Source organism: Marinobacter guineae, assembly GCF_002744735.1.
GTDB classification, from domain to species: domain Bacteria; phylum Pseudomonadota; class Gammaproteobacteria; order Pseudomonadales; family Oleiphilaceae; genus Marinobacter; species Marinobacter guineae.
Genome location: NZ_KZ319340.1, coordinates 654072 through 673142, shown reverse-complemented (window position 1 = coordinate 673142; position 19071 = coordinate 654072). Strand labels below are relative to the sequence as shown.

The following is a 19071-nucleotide window of genomic DNA, read 5'->3' as shown; positions in this document are numbered from 1 at the left end:
TTAGCTTTTTTGGGTTTAGCCGATTTTTTAGTCTTTTCTTGATCTGTGTCTATACTCGGAACTGATGTATCCGTAAGTAGGCTTCCTCTCTGGTTTTTCCGGTGTATGCGAGCGCCAGTCAGATCGGAGGGATAACGCAAAATCCGACAAGAATAACACTCTGTGGAGACACAGTATGCGCGTGCACGCTCAGCGGGCAGGTGCCCTTTTAGGCGGTCTGATGTTCCCCGCCTGGTCCATGGCGGACTGGACACTGAACATGACCCCGGGGGTGACCGGCACCAGTAACGAAATTTTTGACCTTCACATGACCATACTCTGGATCTGCGTCGTCATCGGCGTGGCGGTATTCGGTGTCATGTTCTGGTCCATCTTCGCCCATCGAAAATCCCAGGGCGCCAAACCCGCCAACTTCCACGAAAACACCGTGGTCGAGATTCTCTGGACCATCATACCCTTTGTCATCTTGGTGGTTATGGCGATTCCTGCCACTGCCACGCTGGTGGACATGTACGACTCCACGGAATCTGAGGTGGATATCAAGGTCACCGGATACCAGTGGAAGTGGCAGTACGAGTATATCAACGAGGACTTTGGGTACTTCTCGAACCTGTCCACCCCTGGAGACCAGATAGCAAACCGTCAGACCAAGGGCGAAAACTATCTTCTGGAAGTCGACAACCCGCTGGTGATTCCGGTGGGCAAGAAGGTTCGCTTCCTGGTGACAGCCAACGATGTGATCCACTCCTGGTGGGTGCCGGACTTTGGTGTGAAGAAAGACGCCATCCCTGGCTTCATCAACGAGACCTGGACCCGAGTGGATGAGCCCGGTACTTATCGTGGCCAGTGCACCGAACTCTGCGGAAAGAACCACGGTTTCATGCCCGTGGTGGTCAAGGCTGTGCCTCAGGAAGAATACGCTGCCTTTGTGGCCGAGCAGAAGGCGGCAGCCGAGAAAGAGCGTGAATTGACCCAGAAAGACTGGACCATGGCCGAGCTGATGGAGCGAGGCGAAAAGGCCTATCAAACTGCTTGCGCCGCTTGTCACCAGGCTGATGGCAGCGGTGCGCCTCCGGCATTTCCAGCGCTTAAAGGCAGCCAGATCGCGACCGGAGATATGGCGGCGCACATTGACATCGTTGTGAATGGTAAATCTGGCACCGCGATGCAGGCCTTTGGCAATCAATTGAGCGAGGTGGACCTGGCCGCAGTGATTACCTATGAGCGAAACGCCTGGGGTAACAGCACCGGCGAGATGGTTACACCAAAACAGATCTTTGATTACAAGAACCAGCAGTAATCAACGCCAGATAACAGATATCACCAGCCACGATAAATGGCGGTAACGGGGGTTTTCATGAGTGCGGTTGCAGATACCCACGCCCAGGATCATCATCACGGCCCGGCAAAAGGCTTCAGCCGATGGCTGCTGACCACAAACCACAAGGATATCGGGACAATGTACCTGATATTCAGTTTCACCATGTTCCTGCTGGGTGGAACCATGGCCATGGTTATCCGGGCGGAACTGTTCCAGCCCGGGCTGCAGATAGTGCAGCCGGAATTCTTCAACCAGATGACCACCATGCACGGACTGATCATGGTGTTTGGCGCGGTCATGCCGGCCTTTGTGGGGTTGGCCAACTGGATGATTCCGCTAATGATCGGCGCACCCGATATGGCCTTGCCACGGATGAACAACTGGAGCTTCTGGTTGCTGCCCTGCGCCTTCCTGATCCTGGTTTCGACCCTCTTTATGGAAGGCGGCGCACCCAACTTTGGCTGGACTTTCTACGCGCCCCTGTCGACCACTTACGGGCCGCCAAGTACCACTTTCTTCATATTTGCCGTCCATATCATGGGTATTTCCTCGATCATGGGTGCCATCAACGTAATTGCCACCATCCTGAACCTGCGGGCACCAGGCATGACCCTGATGAAAATGCCCCTGTTCGTCTGGACCTGGCTGATCACCGCATTCCTGCTGATTGCGGTCATGCCGGTTCTGGCGGGTGTGGTGACCATGATGCTGATGGACATCAACTTCGGTACCAGCTTCTTTGATGCCTCCGGCGGCGGCGATCCCGTGCTGTTCCAGCATGTATTCTGGTTCTTCGGACACCCCGAGGTGTACATCATGATCCTGCCGGCGTTCGGGGCGGTTTCCCACATCATCCCGGCATTTTCCCGAAAGCCGCTGTTTGGCTACGCTTCCATGGTCTATGCGGTCGGCGCCATTGCCCTCCTTTCGTTCGTGGTCTGGGCGCACCACATGTTTACCGTAGGCATTCCCATTACCGGCCAGTTGTTCTTCATGTACGCCACCATGCTGATCGCCGTCCCCACTGGGGTGAAGGTGTTCAACTGGGTGGCCACCATGTTCCGGGGTTCGCTCAGTTTCGAGGCGCCGATGCTGTTTGCGGTGGCTTTTGTGATCCTGTTCACCATTGGTGGCTTCTCGGGTCTGATGCTGGCGATTGCGCCAGCTGATTTCCAGTATCACGATACCTACTTTGTGGTTGCCCATTTCCACTATGTGCTGGTGCCGGGTGCGATCTTCGGGATCTTTGCCTCTGCCTACTTCTGGCTCCCCAAATGGACGGGCCACATGTACGACGAAACCCTGGCCAAGACCCATTTCTGGCTGTCATTCGTTGGCATGAACCTGGCCTTCTTCCCCATGCACTTCCTGGGGCTGGCGGGCATGCCCCGGCGGATTCCGGATTACGCGCTTCAGTTTGCCGATTTCAACATGGTCTCCAGCATTGGCGCGTTCATGTTCGGCGCCACCCAACTGCTGTTCCTGTTGATCGTGGTCAAGTGCATCAAGGGTGGCAAGAAAGCGTCAGCCAAGCCCTGGGATGGAGCTGAAGGCCTTGAGTGGACAGTGCCGTCACCGGCGCCTTACCACACCTTCGCGACACCGCCGGAAGTGAAGTGAGGGCGTGAGTTTGTATTTGCTGCACGACAACAACAATTAATAACGAACGAGCCATCGGAGATTGTCATGGCGGAGAACCAGAGCTATTACGTTCCGGAACAAAGCAAGTGGCCGATCATTGCCACGGTCGGCCTGGGGGTAACCCTTTACGGTGCCGCGTCCATCATGGTCAACGGACAACAGGGTGAAAGCACCACGGGTGCCTGGATCATGTTCCTGGTTGGCGCATTGATCATGGCCTACATGCTGTTCGGCTGGTTTGGCAATGTTATCCGGGAAAGCCGGGCGGGGCTCTACAGCCCGCAGATGGATCGGTCATTCCGTTGGGGGATGAGCTGGTTCATTTTTTCCGAGGTCATGTTCTTTGCGGCCTTTTTCGGCGCCCTGTTCTATGTCCGGGTGTTCGCCGTGCCGTGGCTGGGCGGTGAGGGGGACCGGGGCAGCTCAAATATGCTCTGGGAGGGTTTCCAGGCTACCTGGCCGCTGATTCAGACTCCGGACCCCCAGGCCTATCCCCCGGCAGATGCCATCATCGGACCCTGGGGCCTGCCGCTGATAAACACCATTTTGCTGGTGACCTCTTCGTTCACCATCACCGTTGCTCATCATGCGCTGAAAGCGGGCAACCGGGCCAAGGTCAAGATCTGGATGATTGCCACGATTCTGTTGGCCGTCGGCTTTCTGGTGCTGCAGGCCGAGGAGTACATGCACGCGTACCAGGATCTGAATCTGACGCTGGAGTCTGGTATCTACGGCAGCACCTTCTTCATGTTGACCGGTTTTCACGGTGCCCATGTGACACTGGGAACGCTGATGCTGTTCATCATGCTGATGCGCATCAATAAGGGCCATTTCACCGCCGACAGTCATTTCGGTTTCGAGGCCGCGGCGTGGTACTGGCATTTCGTGGATGTGGTGTGGCTGGGTCTGTTCGTGTTTGTCTACATCATATGACGTACCGGGTCAGGGAGTCGGATTCAACGTCAGGCTCCCTTGCCAGAGCGCAATAAGAATCACCGCCAGGAGCAGTATGCTAAGCGTGACCCGAACCGCCAGGGAGTTCACCACCCGATTGGTTTTGCCACCATCCTTGATGAGAAAGAACAGGCCACTGAACAGGCTGACCACGACGGCAAGCATCAACACAACGATAACGGCCTTGAGCATGGGGCTTCCTGTTTTTATTGGTGTTGTGAATGTACGGTCCGGAAGGTTTTCCGGACTCGATGAGGTCACTATAGCAGAGCATGTCTGATTCGCAGCGCCAACGCCGCCACTGGCAGTTCGACTGGCGGTTGCTGGTATTCAGTGGGGTCTTCCTGCCGGTTCTGATCAGCCTGGGTATCTGGCAGCTCAACCGGGCAGCGGAGAAACAGCTACTGCTGGATCAGTGGCAACAGGAGGCTGAAAACCTGGATTGGTCCGACATGGTGGCTCGGGATCTGAGCAATGGCCGGCCGGTGACCCTGACCGGTCTTTACGGAAACCGGAGTTGGCTTCTGGATAACCGGACCCGGGACGGTGTGCCCGGGTATGAAGTCCTTACCGAGTTTCGCCCCTTTGCAGGTCCGCCGGTGGTGGTCAATCGCGGCTGGGTGCAAGCGCTCCGGACCCGGGACCAGCTTCCGGAAGTTTCCTCGCCGGAAGGCGTTTTCACGCTGGAGGGGCGGATCAGCGATTACCCGGTGCCGCCGGTACTGGTGGACCAGCCAGCAGTAGGTGGCCAATGGCCCCGGCGAGTGCAAAGCCTCTCCGAAGAGGCGGCCCGCGCCGAAATTCCGGAGCTTCCCGGCAGGATTGTCCGCCTCTCCGGCGGCCAACAGCCCGGCGCTTACCGGGCCGACTGGGAGCCGGATCTTATGGGACCACAAACCCATTATGGATATGCAACCCAATGGTTTGCGCTGGCCGTGGCGCTGACTATATTGACTGTAGTAGCGAGTTACCGAAAGACAGGAGCCAATAATGACAATGACGATGGCTAACCGGATATCCGACCAGAAGCAGAATGAAGGACCAACCCCGGAACAGGCCCGCCGTGGCCGCCGGACCGCCTTCCTTCTGTTTGCTCTGGGGTTTGGCCCGATGATTGTCGCAACCATCATGTTTTACACCGGCTGGCTGAATCCTGCTGGCCACACCAACAATGGTGTCCTGCTCAAGCCTGTGGCACCTGTGTCTGCTCTGAACCTGGAAGCATCAACGGGTGCCCCGCTGGCCGAGCGCTTCGGACCGGAGGTGGTCGACCCGAACTGGATGATGATTGTCGTTGCCGCTGAGTGCGGCAGCCAGTGTGAGGAGTTGCTCTATCTTGCCCGCCAGGTGAATATTGCCCTGGGCAAAAACGCCCACCGGGTTTCACGGGCGGCGGTACTGGGCAGCGTCCCAGCCGATCTGCAGGCCCGCTGGCCCCGGGAATACAGCTCAATGGAGCGGCTTGTTCCAGCTGCTGGCTCCCAGCCTGCCTGGCCGTCAGGCGTCGAGCCAGCAACTGAACCACGAATTCTGTTGGTGGACCCCTTTGGCAACATGATGATGCATTACGGTTCCGAGCATTCAGGTAAAGACATGCTTGAGGACCTGAAGCGACTTCTCAAACTGTCGCAGATCGGTTAATGCCCAGAGCCGGAGGGTCAGCCTTGAATCAGTCATCCCTTTCACCGCCGCCTGCGGCCCGGGTCATGGCCAAGTGGGCAACGCTTGCGGTTATGTTGGCCGTTGTGGTGATCATGCTCGGAGCATGGACCCGACTGGTGCATGCGGGGCTTGGTTGTCCCGATTGGCCCGGGTGTTATGGATTTCTGACGGTTCCCCAGAGTGAATCCAGTATTGCCATTGCCAACGCGCGTTTCCCGGAAACACCGGTGGATGTTGAAAAAGGCTGGCCGGAAATGATTCACCGTTATGCCGCCGGAACTCTCGGGCTTCTGGTGTTCGGCCTGGCCGCCTATGCGATTCGCCATCGGCGCTGTGGTGTGCCGGTGAAGCTGCCTTTGTTCATTGCGGGTTTTATCATTCTGCAGGGTGCCTTCGGCATGTGGACGGTCACCCTGAAGCTGTGGCCGCAGGTGGTGGCGCTGCACCTGCTGGGTGGCTTTACCACCCTCAGTCTGCTTACCCTGCTCACCCTGCGGCTGAGGCGGCGGGCAAACGCTGAGGCGGCGCGAGAACAAACGGGGGCTGGTGCCTTGGCAGGATTCCGGCCCTGGCTTTATGGCGGGCTTCTGCTGGTGGTTATGCAGATCGCCCTCGGTGCCTGGACTGCAGCCAATTATGCTGCTGTGGCCTGCACCGATCTGCCCACCTGTCAGGGCCAGTGGTGGCCCGAGGGTATGGATTTTCGCCACGGCTTTGATGTCACCCAGCATGTAGGTCCGAACTATCTTGGTGGTCAACTGACGGCTGACGGGAGGGTGGCCATTCATCTGACGCATAGGGTGGGCGCCATGGTGGTGCTGGTGTACTTTGCCGCGTTGCTGACCCTGATGTGGCGCCGTCGTGGTGAAACCGGCCTGGACAATGCCATCCGGCTGGTGGCAGCGGTTCTGAGCGCTCAGATTCTACTTGGGCTGGCCAATGTCCTGTTCAATATTCCCTTGTCCATCGCCGTTGCCCATAACGCCATGGGTGCCGGATTGCTCCTGTCAGTCATTCATTTAATCTGGCAGCATCAGCTGTTACCGACAACGCACACTGAAACCGCAACACACACAACAACAATGAACCAGGAGGTTACGGCATGAGCGAGCAAGTGGAAGCACTGCCGGCCCAGGCAATTGCGAGCGAATCCAGAACAACCATTTCCTGGCGGGACTACTTGGAGCTGACCAAGCCCAGGGTGGTTGCGCTGATGATCCTGACGTCGGTGATCGGCATGTTACTGGCGGCGCCGGGTGTGCCCGGCTGGGGCGTCCTGTTCTGGGGTAATCTGGGTATTGCCCTGCTGGCGGGGGCCGCGGCTGTGGTTAACCATGTGGTGGACCAGAAGATTGACACCATAATGGCCCGCACCCGCAAACGGCCGGTAGCAACTGGAAAGATTTCACCGCTGGACGCCGTCCTGTTCGCGATTATCCTTGCCTGTGTCGGCATGGCGGTGCTCATGTGGCAGGTGAACCACCTGACCGCCTGGCTGACCCTGGCGTCCCTGGTTGGTTATGCGGGTGTCTACACCCTGTTCCTGAAACGGGCCACGCCCCAGAACATCACCATTGGGGGTCTGGCCGGTGCCATGCCCCCGCTCCTTGGCTGGACCGCGGTCACTGGTCAGGTGGAAGGCCACGCCCTGCTCCTGGTGCTGATCATCTTTGCCTGGACCCCGCCGCACTTCTGGGCCCTGGCGATTCACCGCAAGGAGGAATACGCCAAAGCCGGCATTCCCATGCTGCCGGTTACCCACGGCAACAAGTTCACCGAGCTCCACATCCTGCTTTACACCCTGATGCTGCTGGCTGTCAGCCTGCTACCATTTGTCACAGGCATGTCCGGCTGGATCTACCTGGCTGGCGCCCTGGTCCTTGGGCTGCGCTTCCTGCAGTACGCTGTCCGGCTCTTGAAAGGCGATGATCGACGGGTCGCTTTGAATACCTTCAAGTATTCCATCACTTACCTGATGGCGCTGTTTGTGGTATTGCTTGTGGACCATTTTGTGTTTTTCTGAATTCACGACTCTGCCAGAGCGGGTGGGGGCGGCTTTCCGAAACCGTGCGGAGCCATGGATGGCGGAGCCGAGCGTACATGGATGTATTTACAGCGTGTTTCGGAAAGCCGTCCCCACCCGCTACTCCGTAGTTGAACTGGACGTCCCATGAACAGCTCTATTCGCCTTACCCTCTTCAGTCTCCTGTTGGTTGTGCTTCTGATCTTTGGCCTTGTTGTTGGTCGCCAGGTGTTTCTGATTGGTAGCCAGGAACCGGTGCCTGCACCGGAGCTGACAGAGTTGAATACCTATGTGTATGATCAGCCCCGGCAACTGGCCGAGTTCACATTGACGAATGAGAATGGCGAGACGGTGACCCGGGAAAGCCTGAAGGGGCGCTGGACCTTTGCCTTTGTGGGCTACACCAACTGTCCGGACATCTGCCCGGCGGCCATGGCGAACCTGCGCCGTACGGAACAGCTGTTGTCAGACGAGCTGCCGCAACCGGATTATCTGCTGGTGAGCGCTGATCCAGAGCATGACACCCCGGAGAAGCTGAGGGAGTACACCGATTTCTTTGGCGAGCATTTTCATGGACTGACCGGGGATCTGGAAACGTTGCGTGCCCTGGCCAAAAGCCTGAGCGCGGTGTTCGTGCACCGGGAGGTGGATGGTGAATTGCTGGTGGACCACAGTGGCCATTTCGCCTTGCTGAACCCCGATGGCGAGCTTGCTGCCGTGATTCAGCCACCGCATAATCCCGAACACCTGGCTGAAGCCTTCGAGCGTATCTACCAGTGGGCAAAGGCAAATCACGAACGGGCCCGCTCCTGATTCTTTCGAAGTTCTGGTCTCTGCCGAGATAAACCACCGCCCGGACATCGATGCTCCCCATAGACGCCATCCTTCCAGCGCTGAAACGGGCCCTGGGCCAGACCAACACCGCTCTCCTGCAGGCCCCGCCCGGGGCCGGCAAGACCACCCGTGTCCCCCTCGCTCTTCTGGACGCGCCCTGGCGACAGGAAGGCAGGATCCTGATGCTGGAGCCAAGGCGTCTGGCAGCCCGGTCTGCTGCACGCTTTATGGCAAAGCAGCTCAATGAAAAGGCAGGCCAGACCGTTGGTTACCGGACCCGGCTGGATACCCGCGTCTCCAGTGCAACCCGGATTGAGGTAGTCACCGAGGGCATCCTGACCCGCCTGATCCAGGCCGATCCGATGCTGGAAGATTATGCAGTAGTGATTTTTGACGAGTTTCACGAGCGTTCCCTGCAGGCGGATCTTGGTCTGGCCCTGGTGCGGGAATCCCAGCAGGCGCTGCGAGAGGATCTTCGGTTGCTGGTGATGTCGGCAACCCTGGAGACCGCCCCGATTGCCAGGGTGCTCGGGGATGTGCCGGTCATCACCAGTGAAGGCCGGGCCTTTCCGGTGGAGGTGTTGTACCGTCCGCTGGCCCGTAATACCCGGGTGGTGGATCAGGTGGCGGCGGTCATTCAGGAGGCACTGGTGGATCAGACCGGATCCGTGTTGGTGTTTCTTCCGGGCGCCGGGGAGATCCGGCGCGTGGAGCAACAGCTTCGGGGACAACTGGCGGGCAATGTGCTTATCGCACCCCTCTATGGCAACCTGAAATCGGAGCAACAGGATCAGGCCATCTCTCCGCCGCCTGAAGGCCAGCGCAAAGTGGTGCTGGCCACAGCCATTGCTGAAACCAGTCTGACCATCGAAGGCGTGCGGGTAGTGATCGACAGCGGCCAGCAGCGCCGTGCGGTATTTGACCCCAACAGTGGTATGACCCGTTTGGTGACCGGCCGGGTGTCACGGGCCTCCGCGGAACAGAGAAAAGGCCGGGCGGGACGGGTAGAGCCTGGGATCTGTTACCGGTTGTGGAATGAATCGGAACAGTTCGGCCTTGCGGAGTACACGCCGCCAGAGATTCTGGAGGCAGACCTCGCACCCCTGGTGCTGGAACTCGCCCAGTGGGGTGCCCGTGAGGCCGCGAGTGTGGCGTGGATCGATGAGCCGCCACAGGCCCACTGGCAGCAGGCAGTGGCGTTGCTGCAGTGGCTGGACATGCTGGCTGCGGATGGTGCCATTACCGATCATGGCAAGGCCGCCCGGGAGCTGGGTATCCATCCTCGCCTTGCCCATATGGTGTTGCGCGGCAGAGAGCTCGGTTTAGAGGTGCCTGCGGCGGAACTGGCCGCCTTGCTGGGGGAACGTGACCTGCTTGGCCCCGGGGCGGGGGCGGATATGCACGAACGTATTCGCGTGCTCCATGGTGAGCGTCGTGATCGCTCGTTGGACCCTGCACGCCTCAAGGCTGTGCGTCAGGCCGCCAAGCGCCTGTGTGGCTCAGTCAGCCCCGGTGGTCCGACAATGCCCACTGAAACCGACGTCGGCCGTTTGCTGGCCCAGGCCTATCCGGATCGTATTGCGCGCCGGCGACCGGGCCCGGCTCCAAGGTATCAGCTCAGCAATGGCAAGGGGGCGGTCCTGAGAGAGGAGGATCCTCTCGCCAGGAACGACTGGCTGGTTGCCGCGGAGCTGGATGGCAAGGCGCGGGAGGCGACCATTTATCTCGCCGCTCCGGTGAATATCGCCGATCTGGAACAGGATCTGGCCAGCCACATCCGCGAGATCGAAGAGGCGCAGTGGGACGACGCCCGGGGCACGGTGGTGGCAAGGCGAGTGAGGAAGCTGGGTGAACTGGTGCTGCAGGAAAAACCGCTGAAGCAGGTGGACCCGGTTCTGGTCCAGCAGGGCCTGATCAATGCCATCCGCAAGAAGGGGCTGGAATGCCTGCCCTGGACGAACGACAGCCGCCAGTGGTGCGCCCGTGTCCGCCTGCTGGCCGAAACGTTCCCCGACGATGACTGGCCGGATACCAGTGATGCGGCCTTGCTGACAAGCCTGGAGCAGTGGCTGGGGCCGTTTATGGCCGGCATGAGGCGCTGGTCAGATCTGAGCCGGATGGACCTGCTGACTGCTCTTAACAATGTCCTGGATTACCCGAAACAACAACAGCTGCTGGCTCTTGCGCCGGTTGCTTTGACCATTCCCACCGGTCAGCGGGTCAGGCTCGATTATATCCCGGAGAACGGACCGGTTCTGGCCGCCAAGCTTCAGGCCCTGTTCGGCTGGACTGAAACCCCCAGGGTGGCTGACGGCCAGGTCCCGGTCGTTATTCATTTGCTGTCACCGGCCCAGCGCCCGCTGGCCGTGACGGCCGATCTCGCCAGCTTCTGGCAGAACGTCTACCCGGAAGTGCGCAAGGACATGCGGGGCCGCTACCCGAAGCATCCATGGCCGGACGACCCGGTTACCGCCGAGGCTCAGCAGGGAACGAAAAAACGCCCTGTTCGCTGATTCGCAGGCTGACCAGCCGCTGCGGAATGGTTTCGAAATAAACGTTGCGCGGGGTTATCCAGTGCCCCTCCGGGGCCTTGAGCTCGCTGGCGGGCATCTCCTCAAGGGTGACCGAATCGTGGCTGGCATCGCTGTTGCGAAAGCTGTCCGCCAGAACCCAGAAAGGCTTGCCAGCGGCCTGCGCCGACAGTGCAAGCGGCCCTGTGCCGGCCTTGTTCACGAAATAGCCGTCTGTCAGCCAGGTATCACACCCGGTGATGACCACATCCGCGCTGGTGACAAACACGCCCATCTGGGCATCAGTAATCAGGGTGACCGGAACCGCCAGGTCATTCAGGGCGCGGGCCAGGATATGGCCCTCAAACCCGGGACTGCTCTGGGTGCAGATGACCGAGAAGGGCGGACCGGCTTCGGCCAGCTCCCGAAGCAGTGCGAGCACCACCGAGCTGGCGCTGTGGGTCATTATCACGGGATTGTCAGGTAACTGGCGTCGCGCGTGGCGGGCGATCGCCATGCTGGCGTTTTCGAGTTGTCGAAGGGTGTCGAGAATCGCCTGTCGGGGATGGTCCCGGGCTTCTGACCAGCGTTCCTGAACCATTCCAAGGGCGTTGCCAATCACGATCATGCTCGGGCGGGCGGCCCGAAGTTCCGATATCAGGCGAGACAGGGCTTCGGCGTCGGGTTTGACGTCATCCAGGTACGAAAGCAGTTGGTTGAGCGTGCGACTGGCCAGCTGAGTGGCACCGGACTGGTAGTCCTCCCGTACACCAGCGAGTAGAGTCTCCGCCTTTGTATCAAGCGCCTGCATATTGCCTATCCCGAGTGCCATTCAGCCCAAGGGTAGCAGTGGCCAGAGCATTTGTCTGATGGCCTATGGATGAAAATACTGCTTGCCAGAATTCGAGCGCTGTATAAAATGCGCGCAATCTTCCCTGAGTGCCGCTGTAACATGCACCTTGTCTCCTTTGATATTTTCCGGACCCTGGGCTTTCCCAACACCACCGTTGTCAAACCGGATCAGTTCCTGCGCCACAAGGCGCTTCTGCGGGAAGCGGACTGGGTGCTGTTTCCTGAGTACTGGCAGCTGAATGCCCTGGTTCATGGGCTTAAGTGCCGGGTTTTCCCGAGCATTGCCAGTTATCGAATCGGCCACGACAAGATTGAAATGACCCGTGCTTTTCAGACGGTAGCCCCCGAGCACACCCCCTGGACCTGGATCGAGGCCAATGGCCCGGTGGAGCGGGAGATGATCTGGGATACCATGACCCATCCGTTTGTGGCCAAGTTGCCAAAGGCCAGCATGGGTGAAGGGGTGTGGCTGATTGAAACCCGGGCGGACTGGCGCCGTTACTGCGAATGCACCGACGTCCTCTACGCCCAGGAATATCTCCCCCTGGATCGGGATGCCCGGATTGTGGTAATTGGAGACAGGGTGCTGACGGCCTACTGGCGCACCCAGGCAGATCAGGGTTTTTACAACAATGTGGCCCGGGGTGGTCGCATTGACTCCAGCCCGGTACCGAAGGTAATGACGGATCTGGCACTTCGACTGGCCCGGGAGCTGGAAGTGGATCACGCTGGCTTCGACATCGCCCTGGTGGAGGGCTATCCCTACGTGCTGGAATTCAACCGGCTGTTTGGCAATCAGGGACTGGGTCAGGGCACGGATATGCAGGGCGCCATTCTCGGCTATCTACGCCGTCAGACGGAGCCCAGGGACCCCGATGGCCCGGTGGACCCGAGGCCTTTGTGGCCGGTGGCTGTCTGAGAGTTTCCCGGCCAGGTTTCATGCCATAAGTGACTGGTTTGTCGTCGATTACTTATGGGTAGATATGCTCATATCGGGGCCGCCAGAAAAGCCCGATGATCGCGTTATCTTACGGGTGCTGCAGCGTTGCTGGGGCGCCTTTTTTTATGCCTGTTTGCCCTGTGGAGGGACACACCACCCATGACCGAAGCTGCCAACGCCAACATTGCCGATTACTACAGCGCCGAGACTTTCAAGCGCATCAAGGACTTTGCCGATGGCAAAGAAACCCCGTTCGTGGTGATCGATACCGCCACTGTTGATCGCCAGTACGAAGAGCTGGTGGAAGGTTTCCCCTACGCCAGGGTGTACTACGCGGTGAAAGCCAACCCTGCTCCGCAGATCCTGACCATGCTGCGTGACAAGGGCGCCTGTTTCGATATCGCGTCGGTGTATGAGCTGGACAAGGTAATGGCCCTGGGTGTGACTGGTGAGCGCATCAGCTACGGTAATACCATCAAGAAGGCCAGGGACATTCGCACCTTTTTCGAGAAAGGTGTGCGCATGTTTGCGACCGACTCCGAGGCGGATCTTCGTAACATTGCCAAGGCCGCCCCGGGCTCTAAGGTGTATGTGCGTATTCTCACCGAGGGCACGCTGACGGCGGACTGGCCGTTGTCCCGTAAGTTCGGCTGCCAGACAGACATGGCCATGGATCTGCTGATCCTGGCCCGTGATCTGGGCCTGGTGCCCTACGGTGTGTCCTTCCATGTGGGTTCCCAGCAGCGGGAAATTGGCGCCTGGGATGCGGCCCTGAGCAAGGTGAAGGTGATTTTCGAGCGTTTGAAGGAAGAAGACGGCATTGAGCTGAAGATGATCAACATGGGCGGTGGTTTTCCGGCCAATTACATTACCCGCACCAACGAGCTGAAGGTGTACGCGGAGGAAATCGTGCGTTTTCTGCGTGAGGACTTCGGCGACGAGCTGCCGGAGATCATCATCGAGCCGGGCCGGTCACTGATTTCCAACGCCGGTGTGCTGGTGAGTGAGGTGGTACTGATTTCCCGGAAATCCCGGACGGCCCTGCATCGCTGGGTGTTTACCGATGTCGGCAAGTTCGGGGGATTGATCGAGACACTGGATGAGGCGATCAAGTTTCCGATCTGGACGGAGAAGGTGGGTGAAGGCGAGGACTGCGTGATTGCGGGGCCGACCTGTGACAGTGCCGATATCATGTATGAGCACCATAAGTATCCGCTGCCGTTGAATCTGGCCATCGGGGATCGGATGTATTGGCTTTCTACCGGGGCTTATACGACGACCTATAGTGCTATTGAATTTAACGGGTTTCCTCCGTTGAAGGACTATTACATCTGATTGGGTCTGGCCGCAGGGCGGGGTGTCTTTTTTAAGGATCAGTCTTCGGGCTGGTCCTTTTTCGTCTCAGGTCCAGGGTAAACGCCAGGGGGAGAACCAGCAGGCTGTAGGCGATGATGGTGAGGATGGCGTGTCTGGCGTCGCCGGTCCAGTCGGCCAGGAAGCCTCCGAGCATGGGGATGAAAAACGCCAGGGTGTAGCCGACCAGGAATGTGCCGGCGGAGAGGCGGCCGGTTTCTTCTGAGGAGGTGACCAGGGGTGGTACCGCGACCAGCAGGATCAGCAGGATGCCGGCGCTGAGGCTCATGACGGTGGCGCTGGCGATGGACCACCAGCCGGTCAGGGAGATGGCGCCGAGGGTGCCGATGACGCTCAGGGAGGCGGTGATGATGATCGCGGAGCGTCGGCCAACCCACACTCTGGCCATTTTCAGCATGGTCAGGGAGGCGAAGACCTGGGCGATGTTGAACCAGAACAGGGCGTCGGCGAGTTTGTTGAACTGGCCTTGCTGTTCCAAAAGGCTACCCATGTAGGCGTTCAGGCCGAAGAACATGGAGCCTGAGAGGCCCAGAAGCAGGCCGATTTTCAGGGTGAGCGGGTTGCTCCAGTCTGGCAGCCAGGCCACTTTGCGGACGGGGCGGGCGCGGTCCCGTTTTGGCAGAAACAGGGCAGCGGCAACCAGTAGCGCTGGCAGTGACCAGACCAGCAGGGTGGCGCGCCAGCTGTTGTCGAGCAGGGGCATGAGCACTGGCAGGGTTATGCCTGCGCCGATGAATTCGCCCATCAGCATGCCGTTCATGTAGATGGCAGAACCCAGGGCCAGGTGGTGGGGTTCCAGCCATCTCGGCAGCAGTGCAGGCAGTGCCGGTTGCATCATGGCGATGCCAAACCCCATGACGGCGCTGGCCAGCATCAGTGTGAAGGTGTCGGGAACCAGGCCTCGGCCTGCGGAGCCGATCACCATGATCACCATGGCCAGAGCCAGGGTGTTCCGTGGGCCGATTCGGGCGATAGCCAGTGAGCCGGGCATGGAGCCGACTGCCAGCATCAGAATGGGCAGGGTGGTCAGGGCGCCTGTAAGGGCCTGGGTCAGCGCCAGCTCATCGCTGATGAACGGTGCCAGGGGGGGAGCCACCAGCACCGGTATGCGTAGGTAAATGCCGGCCAGCCAAAGCAGCACCGCCACCGGCAGCAGCTTGGCTGGCGATGGCGGTGTGTTTGCGGCCTGGTATTCAGCCACGAATCAGCGGATCAGTCTTCGCTGGTATCCGGCAGGTAGGCGCCGTCTTCGTCGTGTACTTCACTTCCGGTGACCGGTGGGTTGAAGGCACAGATCAGTCGCATGTCTTCTGTGCCACCGCGAAGGGTGTGCTGATCATGCTTGTCGAGTGCGTAGAGTGTGCCGTCGGAGATTTCGTGGGTTTCCCCGGTCGCCTTATCGGTGATGGTGCCGTTGCCGGCAACACAATACACCGCTTCCAGGTGGTGCTTGTACCAGAGGTTGAGTTCAGCGCCCGCCGGGATGATGGTTTCGTGGAAAGAGAAACCCATGCCGTCTTTTTTCAGCAGCATGCGGCGGCTGGTCCAGCCCGGACCGCTGACTTCGCGTTCGGTACCAATGATGTCTTGCACTCGTACGATTTTCATTCGCATTCCTCATTGTGTGATGGAATAGCCTTTAAGTATAAACATCCCTTTCAGGTCCGATTCAACCGCCAATCGTCGTAGACCGCCATGGATTGTTCAATGGCCGCAGTGAATTTCTCCCTTTGGCGTTCGTCCAGGGGACGCCGTTTTCGGCACTTGTCGAAGGCCCGCTGAATGTCTTGTCGGCTACTTTTATCAAGGCTTTCCAGCCAGTGGTGATCCGCTGGCTCCAGATCCAGCAGTTCCCGGCCGGCGTGGTTCCGGTGGCTGATGTGCCACCAGTGATCAATCGCACGCCCTAATACAACATAGCCGAATTGGCTGTCCTGTACAGGTCCGAAGGTCGCTGTTTTCAATCCGTCCCGGAGCACGCCGATGTTCAGCGCCGGCAGGGCGAGCCGGTCGCCGTAGAAATAGCTGCCGGCAGCGCCAATCAGGCCACCTACCAGGGCGCCGGCTCCCAGGGACGAACCGAGAGTCAGGGCGTCGATGCCTGCTCCGCTTACGGCACCTGCGCCGAAGCCGGCGGTGGCCAGGTAACGTTTGCTGACCGACCAGGCTTTGCGGCTGTCTTCGGAAAACAGATCGTGCTCGCTGTGCCACTCCAGCTCCGCTTCCTGGCGGCGGATGCGCTGGTGCTGGTACAGATGCTCAATGTCCACGCGCAGGGTCTGTTCCCGCTGGCGCTGATGGCGATACCAGTGCTGACGTAACTGGTCGGCCAATGAGCCGTCACTGGTTTCGGCGGCCTGGCTGGCGGTCAGAGTGCGTTTCTCCCGGAACGACATCATGTCCTCCAGAGCCCTGGCCACCAGCGCTGAGGCCTGCCGACGGCGTTGCTGCCGCTGCCCGGACAGGTAGTGGGTGGCCTGTTCAAGTGGATCTTCCCAGTCAGGCTCCAGTTGGCCAAATGCGCGCAAAAGACTCAAATGCTGATCAAACGGGGCGCGAACCGCATCGAACTTGCGGACTACCTGAAAGAACTGGCTGAGGGCGGCCTGCCAGGTGGCACTGAAGTCATCGGCACCAATGCTGTTGATCAGAGCGAGGCTTGGACGGCCAGTCCAGCGCAGGATGGTCATTTCCGCCTCATGCTCGGCACTGTAAGGCACCGATCCATCCACCACATAGATAATGCCGGCGCCTTCCAGCAACGGTGTCAGCAGCTCGCATTCATCAACGAACCGCCCATCGCCCTGATGCTGAGTCACGAAAGCCTTCACAGTGTCGGCGTGGTCTGAGGCTGACACACTGTGGGCCTCCAGCCATTCCAGTACCCGCCTCGGGCGCTGGAAACCGGGTGTGTCCACTAGCGTGTAGAGAATTTTTCCGTCCACTTTCAGGGGGTAGGCCTGGCGCTTTCGGGTGGTGCCAGGCTCCAGGGCAATGGCGATGGCATCGTTTTGGGATAGGGTGGCAACCACGCTGGATTTGCCCTTGTTTGGGTGCCCGACCACGGCGAAGGTGGGTGCCTGCGTCATGATGGCTCCCCGCTGGCGGTGTGAGGGACCGGCCATTGAAGTGGTGGCAGTGACACCCGCACGAATTCGTTGCCGACCCGTTCAGCGAACCGAAGCCAGGGCTGAATCTGGTGCCCCGCTGGTTCGCGATTGATATCGGCTGCCAGGGGCACGAGCGCTACCCGGGTGCCACTGGGCCAGATTCCGCGGGCTGAATCCAGGAAATCCTGAAGCTCACCGGTTGGCGGTTCCCAGCATCGGGTCAGCAGAATTACGGTGTTACCTCCGGTCTTCAGGTGATCAGCTATCTGATTCAGGGCCTGCTCATCTTCCGTGAGACTGGCTCTGCCTCCGGCCCGGAGAATCAGTTTTTTCTCTGAGCGCAGGGCCTCGGGCAGTTCCGGTTCTCCGGCGCCAGCCCAGCACAGCAGGGTATCGCTGTCTGGCAGCGGAAGCAGATTGTCGCGAATCCGGGTGTCCGGCAGATCGTCGGCATCGTTGTGCTCATTGCCGGTATCCAGGGCCGGCGTTTCCATGCGGTACAGCAGCGCATGCATTGCCGGGTGGCTGGATATTAGCCGGCGTGCCCGGTTCCGGACCAACGCGGAGGTCAGAAGCAACAGGAGCAGTCTCGGCAGCAGTACCCAGGTCGCCCACAGCATGGTGACAAATGGCCACCATTGCCCCCAGAGGGCAGGATCCGGGCTGGCGCCTTCGGTTCCGGCCCGGAAAAAGCGGGTGGCTTCGATCAGGGCGAGATCGGGCGCTGCCGCCGGCCATAACCAGGCCCAGGGGGAGGCGATGATCTGTACCAGCTGGTGGTAGTTTGCGGCAGCCGTCTCCAGTGTGGTGCTCCAGCCGAAGGCCAGATCCTGTACCACCACCATGACCAGTAGCGTGACCAGGCCTGAGACTGAAAAGCAAAGGCCGCCGAGATGGGCTGCCCTGGCCATCAACAAAGGGTGCAGCCTGTTAATCGTTCCTTTACTCGCCTCGCCGGATTGGAACCGCCTTATAAGCCAGCGCCAGGGCTGCCAGCCGACAATTGACTGCATGCTGGTGAACAGGGCCAGCAGCAACTGGAGCAACCCGAAGGCCAGAAAAACGGTGATATTGATACGCTGGCCACCGTCGTAAAACAGCAGCCCGACCATGGTAAGTACGCCGGCAACGATCCCGACCGCCGCAAAGCCGGTATTGACCCGGCGCCAGAAAGTCAGGGTCTGGTCCGTCGTTGGCGGTGTTGCGTCGGGCCCGCTCAGACGGTTGAGGTGTGCCAGCCAGCGGGTCGCATCCGGGGCAACGCCCTGCTCTTCGCAAACCAGAGCGAATTTGCGGTCGCGGCGATGGAGGAAAGCCGGCGGTTGTGATTTGTCCCGTTGCGCCTGGGCATCAAAACCCAGCAGCAGGCGGAGGGGGCTATCGGTCATTCAGTGTCCCGGGTGGTGGATTCGGCCAATGGTGCTTTGGTGTTAGGATATAGGGATTCCCGCACCCGATACCAGACAACGAGCCTGCATGCCCCACCATCTGATGAACCTGCGCCATGTGCCCGATGACGAAGCCGATGAAATCCGGGCCCTGTTCGAAGCCCATGACGTGGTTTATTACGAGACATCGCCAAGCCGCTGGGGTATCAGTATGGGGGGGTTCTGGGTGCACGATGACGATGAGGCCGCCCGGGCCCGGGCGCTGCTTGAGGCCTATCATCGGCAGCGTCAGGAAACCCAGCGGCGGGTATACGAGGAAAACCTGGCCCGCGGCGAGTCAGGCGGTGTCTGGTTTATGCTCCGGCGCCATCCGGTCCGGACCCTGGCCGCCTGTCTGGCGATTCTGGTGATAGCGGGGCTGAGCCTGCTACCGTTTGTCCGTATAGGGTAAGGCGGAGCGAA

General features: G+C 59.7%; 18 protein-coding genes. 12 read left to right on the top strand and 6 right to left on the bottom strand.

What is annotated here, in order from left to right:
- Nucleotides 1-175 precede the first annotated feature (175 nt).
- From coxB to CLH62_RS11135, 3 genes are all read left to right on the top strand, one after another.
- Nucleotides 176-1300 carry a cytochrome c oxidase subunit II gene (gene coxB, locus CLH62_RS11145; RefSeq protein ID WP_099618225.1) on the top strand — a complete coding sequence of 375 codons (1125 nt, stop codon included), beginning with the start codon at nucleotides 176-178 and terminating at the stop codon, nucleotides 1298-1300.
- 57 nt (nucleotides 1301-1357) lie between these two features.
- Entirely contained in the window at nucleotides 1358-2941 is a 1584-nt protein-coding gene (gene ctaD, locus CLH62_RS11140; RefSeq protein ID WP_099618224.1) for a cytochrome c oxidase subunit I, read from the top strand.
- A gap of 66 nt (nucleotides 2942-3007) precedes the next feature.
- Nucleotides 3008-3895, top strand: coding sequence for a cytochrome c oxidase subunit 3 (locus tag CLH62_RS11135; protein WP_099618223.1), 888 nt, complete (start codon nucleotides 3008-3010; stop codon nucleotides 3893-3895).
- Between the two features lie 9 nt (nucleotides 3896-3904).
- Here CLH62_RS11135 and CLH62_RS11130 read toward each other — a convergent pair whose 3' ends face one another.
- Entirely contained in the window at nucleotides 3905-4108 is a 204-nt protein-coding gene (locus CLH62_RS11130; protein ID WP_099618222.1) for a twin transmembrane helix small protein, read from the bottom strand.
- Nucleotides 4109-4188: 80 nt separating this feature from the next.
- Between CLH62_RS11130 and CLH62_RS11125 the strand changes: the two genes are divergently transcribed.
- The 6 genes from CLH62_RS11125 to hrpB all read left to right on the top strand — a co-directional run bounded on the left by CLH62_RS11125 (nucleotide 4189) and on the right by hrpB (nucleotide 10948).
- Nucleotides 4189-4926 (top strand): SURF1 family protein, encoded by a 738-nt coding sequence (locus CLH62_RS11125; protein ID WP_099618221.1) that lies wholly within the window; start codon nucleotides 4189-4191, stop codon nucleotides 4924-4926.
- A complete protein-coding gene (locus CLH62_RS11120) occupies nucleotides 4907-5557 on the top strand; it encodes a hypothetical protein (RefSeq protein WP_407657778.1) in 651 nt (216 codons plus the stop codon). The genes CLH62_RS11125 and CLH62_RS11120 overlap by 20 nt, the downstream gene beginning before the upstream one ends.
- Nucleotides 5558-5622: 65 nt before the next feature.
- A complete protein-coding gene (locus tag CLH62_RS11115; protein ID WP_211285767.1) occupies nucleotides 5623-6684 on the top strand; it encodes a COX15/CtaA family protein in 1062 nt (353 codons plus the stop codon).
- Entirely contained in the window at nucleotides 6681-7601 is a 921-nt protein-coding gene (gene cyoE, locus CLH62_RS11110) for a heme o synthase (RefSeq protein WP_099618219.1), read from the top strand. The genes CLH62_RS11115 and cyoE overlap by 4 nt, the downstream gene beginning before the upstream one ends.
- Before the next feature lie 147 nt (nucleotides 7602-7748).
- Nucleotides 7749-8414 (top strand): SCO family protein, encoded by a 666-nt coding sequence (locus CLH62_RS11105; protein WP_099618218.1) that lies wholly within the window; start codon nucleotides 7749-7751, stop codon nucleotides 8412-8414.
- Nucleotides 8415-8464: 50 nt separating this feature from the next.
- Nucleotides 8465-10948 carry an ATP-dependent helicase HrpB gene (gene hrpB / locus CLH62_RS11100; RefSeq protein WP_099618217.1) on the top strand — a complete coding sequence of 828 codons (2484 nt, stop codon included), beginning with the start codon at nucleotides 8465-8467 and terminating at the stop codon, nucleotides 10946-10948.
- Here the strand turns inward: hrpB and CLH62_RS11095 are convergent.
- Entirely contained in the window at nucleotides 10902-11756 is an 855-nt protein-coding gene (locus CLH62_RS11095) for an eIF2B alpha/beta/delta subunit family protein (protein WP_099618216.1), read from the bottom strand. The two genes, hrpB and CLH62_RS11095, sit on opposite strands and share 47 nt — an antisense overlap.
- A gap of 141 nt (nucleotides 11757-11897) precedes the next feature.
- On the opposite strand from CLH62_RS11095, the gene CLH62_RS11090 reads away from it, so the two are divergent.
- Entirely contained in the window at nucleotides 11898-12716 is an 819-nt protein-coding gene (locus tag CLH62_RS11090) for an ATP-grasp domain-containing protein (RefSeq protein ID WP_099618215.1), read from the top strand.
- Between the two features lie 180 nt (nucleotides 12717-12896).
- A complete protein-coding gene (locus CLH62_RS11085; protein WP_099618214.1) occupies nucleotides 12897-14072 on the top strand; it encodes a type III PLP-dependent enzyme in 1176 nt (391 codons plus the stop codon).
- A 31-nt stretch (nucleotides 14073-14103) separates the two neighbouring features.
- Here the strand turns inward: CLH62_RS11085 and CLH62_RS11080 are convergent, their stop codons facing one another.
- From CLH62_RS11080 to CLH62_RS11065, 4 genes are read right to left on the bottom strand one after another with little or no spacing between them, the layout of a single operon-like run.
- Nucleotides 14104-15312, bottom strand: a complete 1209-nt coding sequence (locus CLH62_RS11080; protein WP_099618213.1) for an MFS transporter — start codon at nucleotides 15310-15312, stop codon at nucleotides 14104-14106.
- An 11-nt stretch (nucleotides 15313-15323) separates the two neighbouring features.
- Complete coding sequence (locus CLH62_RS11075) at nucleotides 15324-15719, bottom strand: ectoine synthase (RefSeq protein WP_099618212.1); 396 nt, start codon at nucleotides 15717-15719, stop codon at nucleotides 15324-15326.
- 50 nt (nucleotides 15720-15769) lie between these two features.
- Entirely contained in the window at nucleotides 15770-17200 is a 1431-nt protein-coding gene (locus CLH62_RS11070; protein WP_099618211.1) for a GTPase/DUF3482 domain-containing protein, read from the bottom strand.
- A complete protein-coding gene (locus CLH62_RS11065; RefSeq protein ID WP_099618210.1) occupies nucleotides 17197-18609 on the bottom strand; it encodes a DUF2868 domain-containing protein in 1413 nt (470 codons plus the stop codon). Before CLH62_RS11065 ends, CLH62_RS11070 begins: the two co-directional genes overlap by 4 nt.
- A gap of 88 nt (nucleotides 18610-18697) precedes the next feature.
- On the opposite strand from CLH62_RS11065, the gene CLH62_RS11060 reads away from it, so the two are divergent.
- Nucleotides 18698-19060, top strand: coding sequence for a DUF6164 family protein (locus CLH62_RS11060; RefSeq protein WP_099618209.1), 363 nt, complete (start codon nucleotides 18698-18700; stop codon nucleotides 19058-19060).
- Nucleotides 19061-19071: the final 11 nt, after the last annotated feature.

Excerpts from the sequence above, each read along its gene's own strand:
- coxB (WP_099618225.1), top strand. The coding sequence starts at position 176 with ATGCGCGTGCACGCTCAGCGGGCAGGTGCCCTTTTAGGCGGTCTGATG.
- ctaD (WP_099618224.1), top strand. The coding sequence starts at position 1,358 with ATGAGTGCGGTTGCAGATACCCACGCCCAGGATCATCATCACGGCCCG.
- CLH62_RS11135 (WP_099618223.1), top strand. The coding sequence starts at position 3,008 with ATGGCGGAGAACCAGAGCTATTACGTTCCGGAACAAAGCAAGTGGCCG.
- CLH62_RS11130 (WP_099618222.1), bottom strand. The coding sequence starts at position 4,108 with ATGCTCAAGGCCGTTATCGTTGTGTTGATGCTTGCCGTCGTGGTCAGC.
- CLH62_RS11125 (WP_099618221.1), top strand. The coding sequence starts at position 4,189 with ATGTCTGATTCGCAGCGCCAACGCCGCCACTGGCAGTTCGACTGGCGG.
- CLH62_RS11120 (WP_407657778.1), top strand. The coding sequence starts at position 4,907 with ATGACAATGACGATGGCTAACCGGATATCCGACCAGAAGCAGAATGAA.
- CLH62_RS11115 (WP_211285767.1), top strand. The coding sequence starts at position 5,623 with ATGGCCAAGTGGGCAACGCTTGCGGTTATGTTGGCCGTTGTGGTGATC.
- cyoE (WP_099618219.1), top strand. The coding sequence starts at position 6,681 with ATGAGCGAGCAAGTGGAAGCACTGCCGGCCCAGGCAATTGCGAGCGAA.
- CLH62_RS11105 (WP_099618218.1), top strand. The coding sequence starts at position 7,749 with ATGAACAGCTCTATTCGCCTTACCCTCTTCAGTCTCCTGTTGGTTGTG.
- hrpB (WP_099618217.1), top strand. The coding sequence starts at position 8,465 with ATGCTCCCCATAGACGCCATCCTTCCAGCGCTGAAACGGGCCCTGGGC.
- CLH62_RS11095 (WP_099618216.1), bottom strand. The coding sequence starts at position 11,756 with ATGCAGGCGCTTGATACAAAGGCGGAGACTCTACTCGCTGGTGTACGG.
- CLH62_RS11090 (WP_099618215.1), top strand. The coding sequence starts at position 11,898 with ATGCACCTTGTCTCCTTTGATATTTTCCGGACCCTGGGCTTTCCCAAC.
- CLH62_RS11085 (WP_099618214.1), top strand. The coding sequence starts at position 12,897 with ATGACCGAAGCTGCCAACGCCAACATTGCCGATTACTACAGCGCCGAG.
- CLH62_RS11075 (WP_099618212.1), bottom strand. The coding sequence starts at position 15,719 with ATGAAAATCGTACGAGTGCAAGACATCATTGGTACCGAACGCGAAGTC.
- CLH62_RS11070 (WP_099618211.1), bottom strand. The coding sequence starts at position 17,200 with ATGACGCAGGCACCCACCTTCGCCGTGGTCGGGCACCCAAACAAGGGC.
- CLH62_RS11065 (WP_099618210.1), bottom strand. The coding sequence starts at position 18,609 with ATGACCGATAGCCCCCTCCGCCTGCTGCTGGGTTTTGATGCCCAGGCG.
- CLH62_RS11060 (WP_099618209.1), top strand. The coding sequence starts at position 18,698 with ATGCCCCACCATCTGATGAACCTGCGCCATGTGCCCGATGACGAAGCC.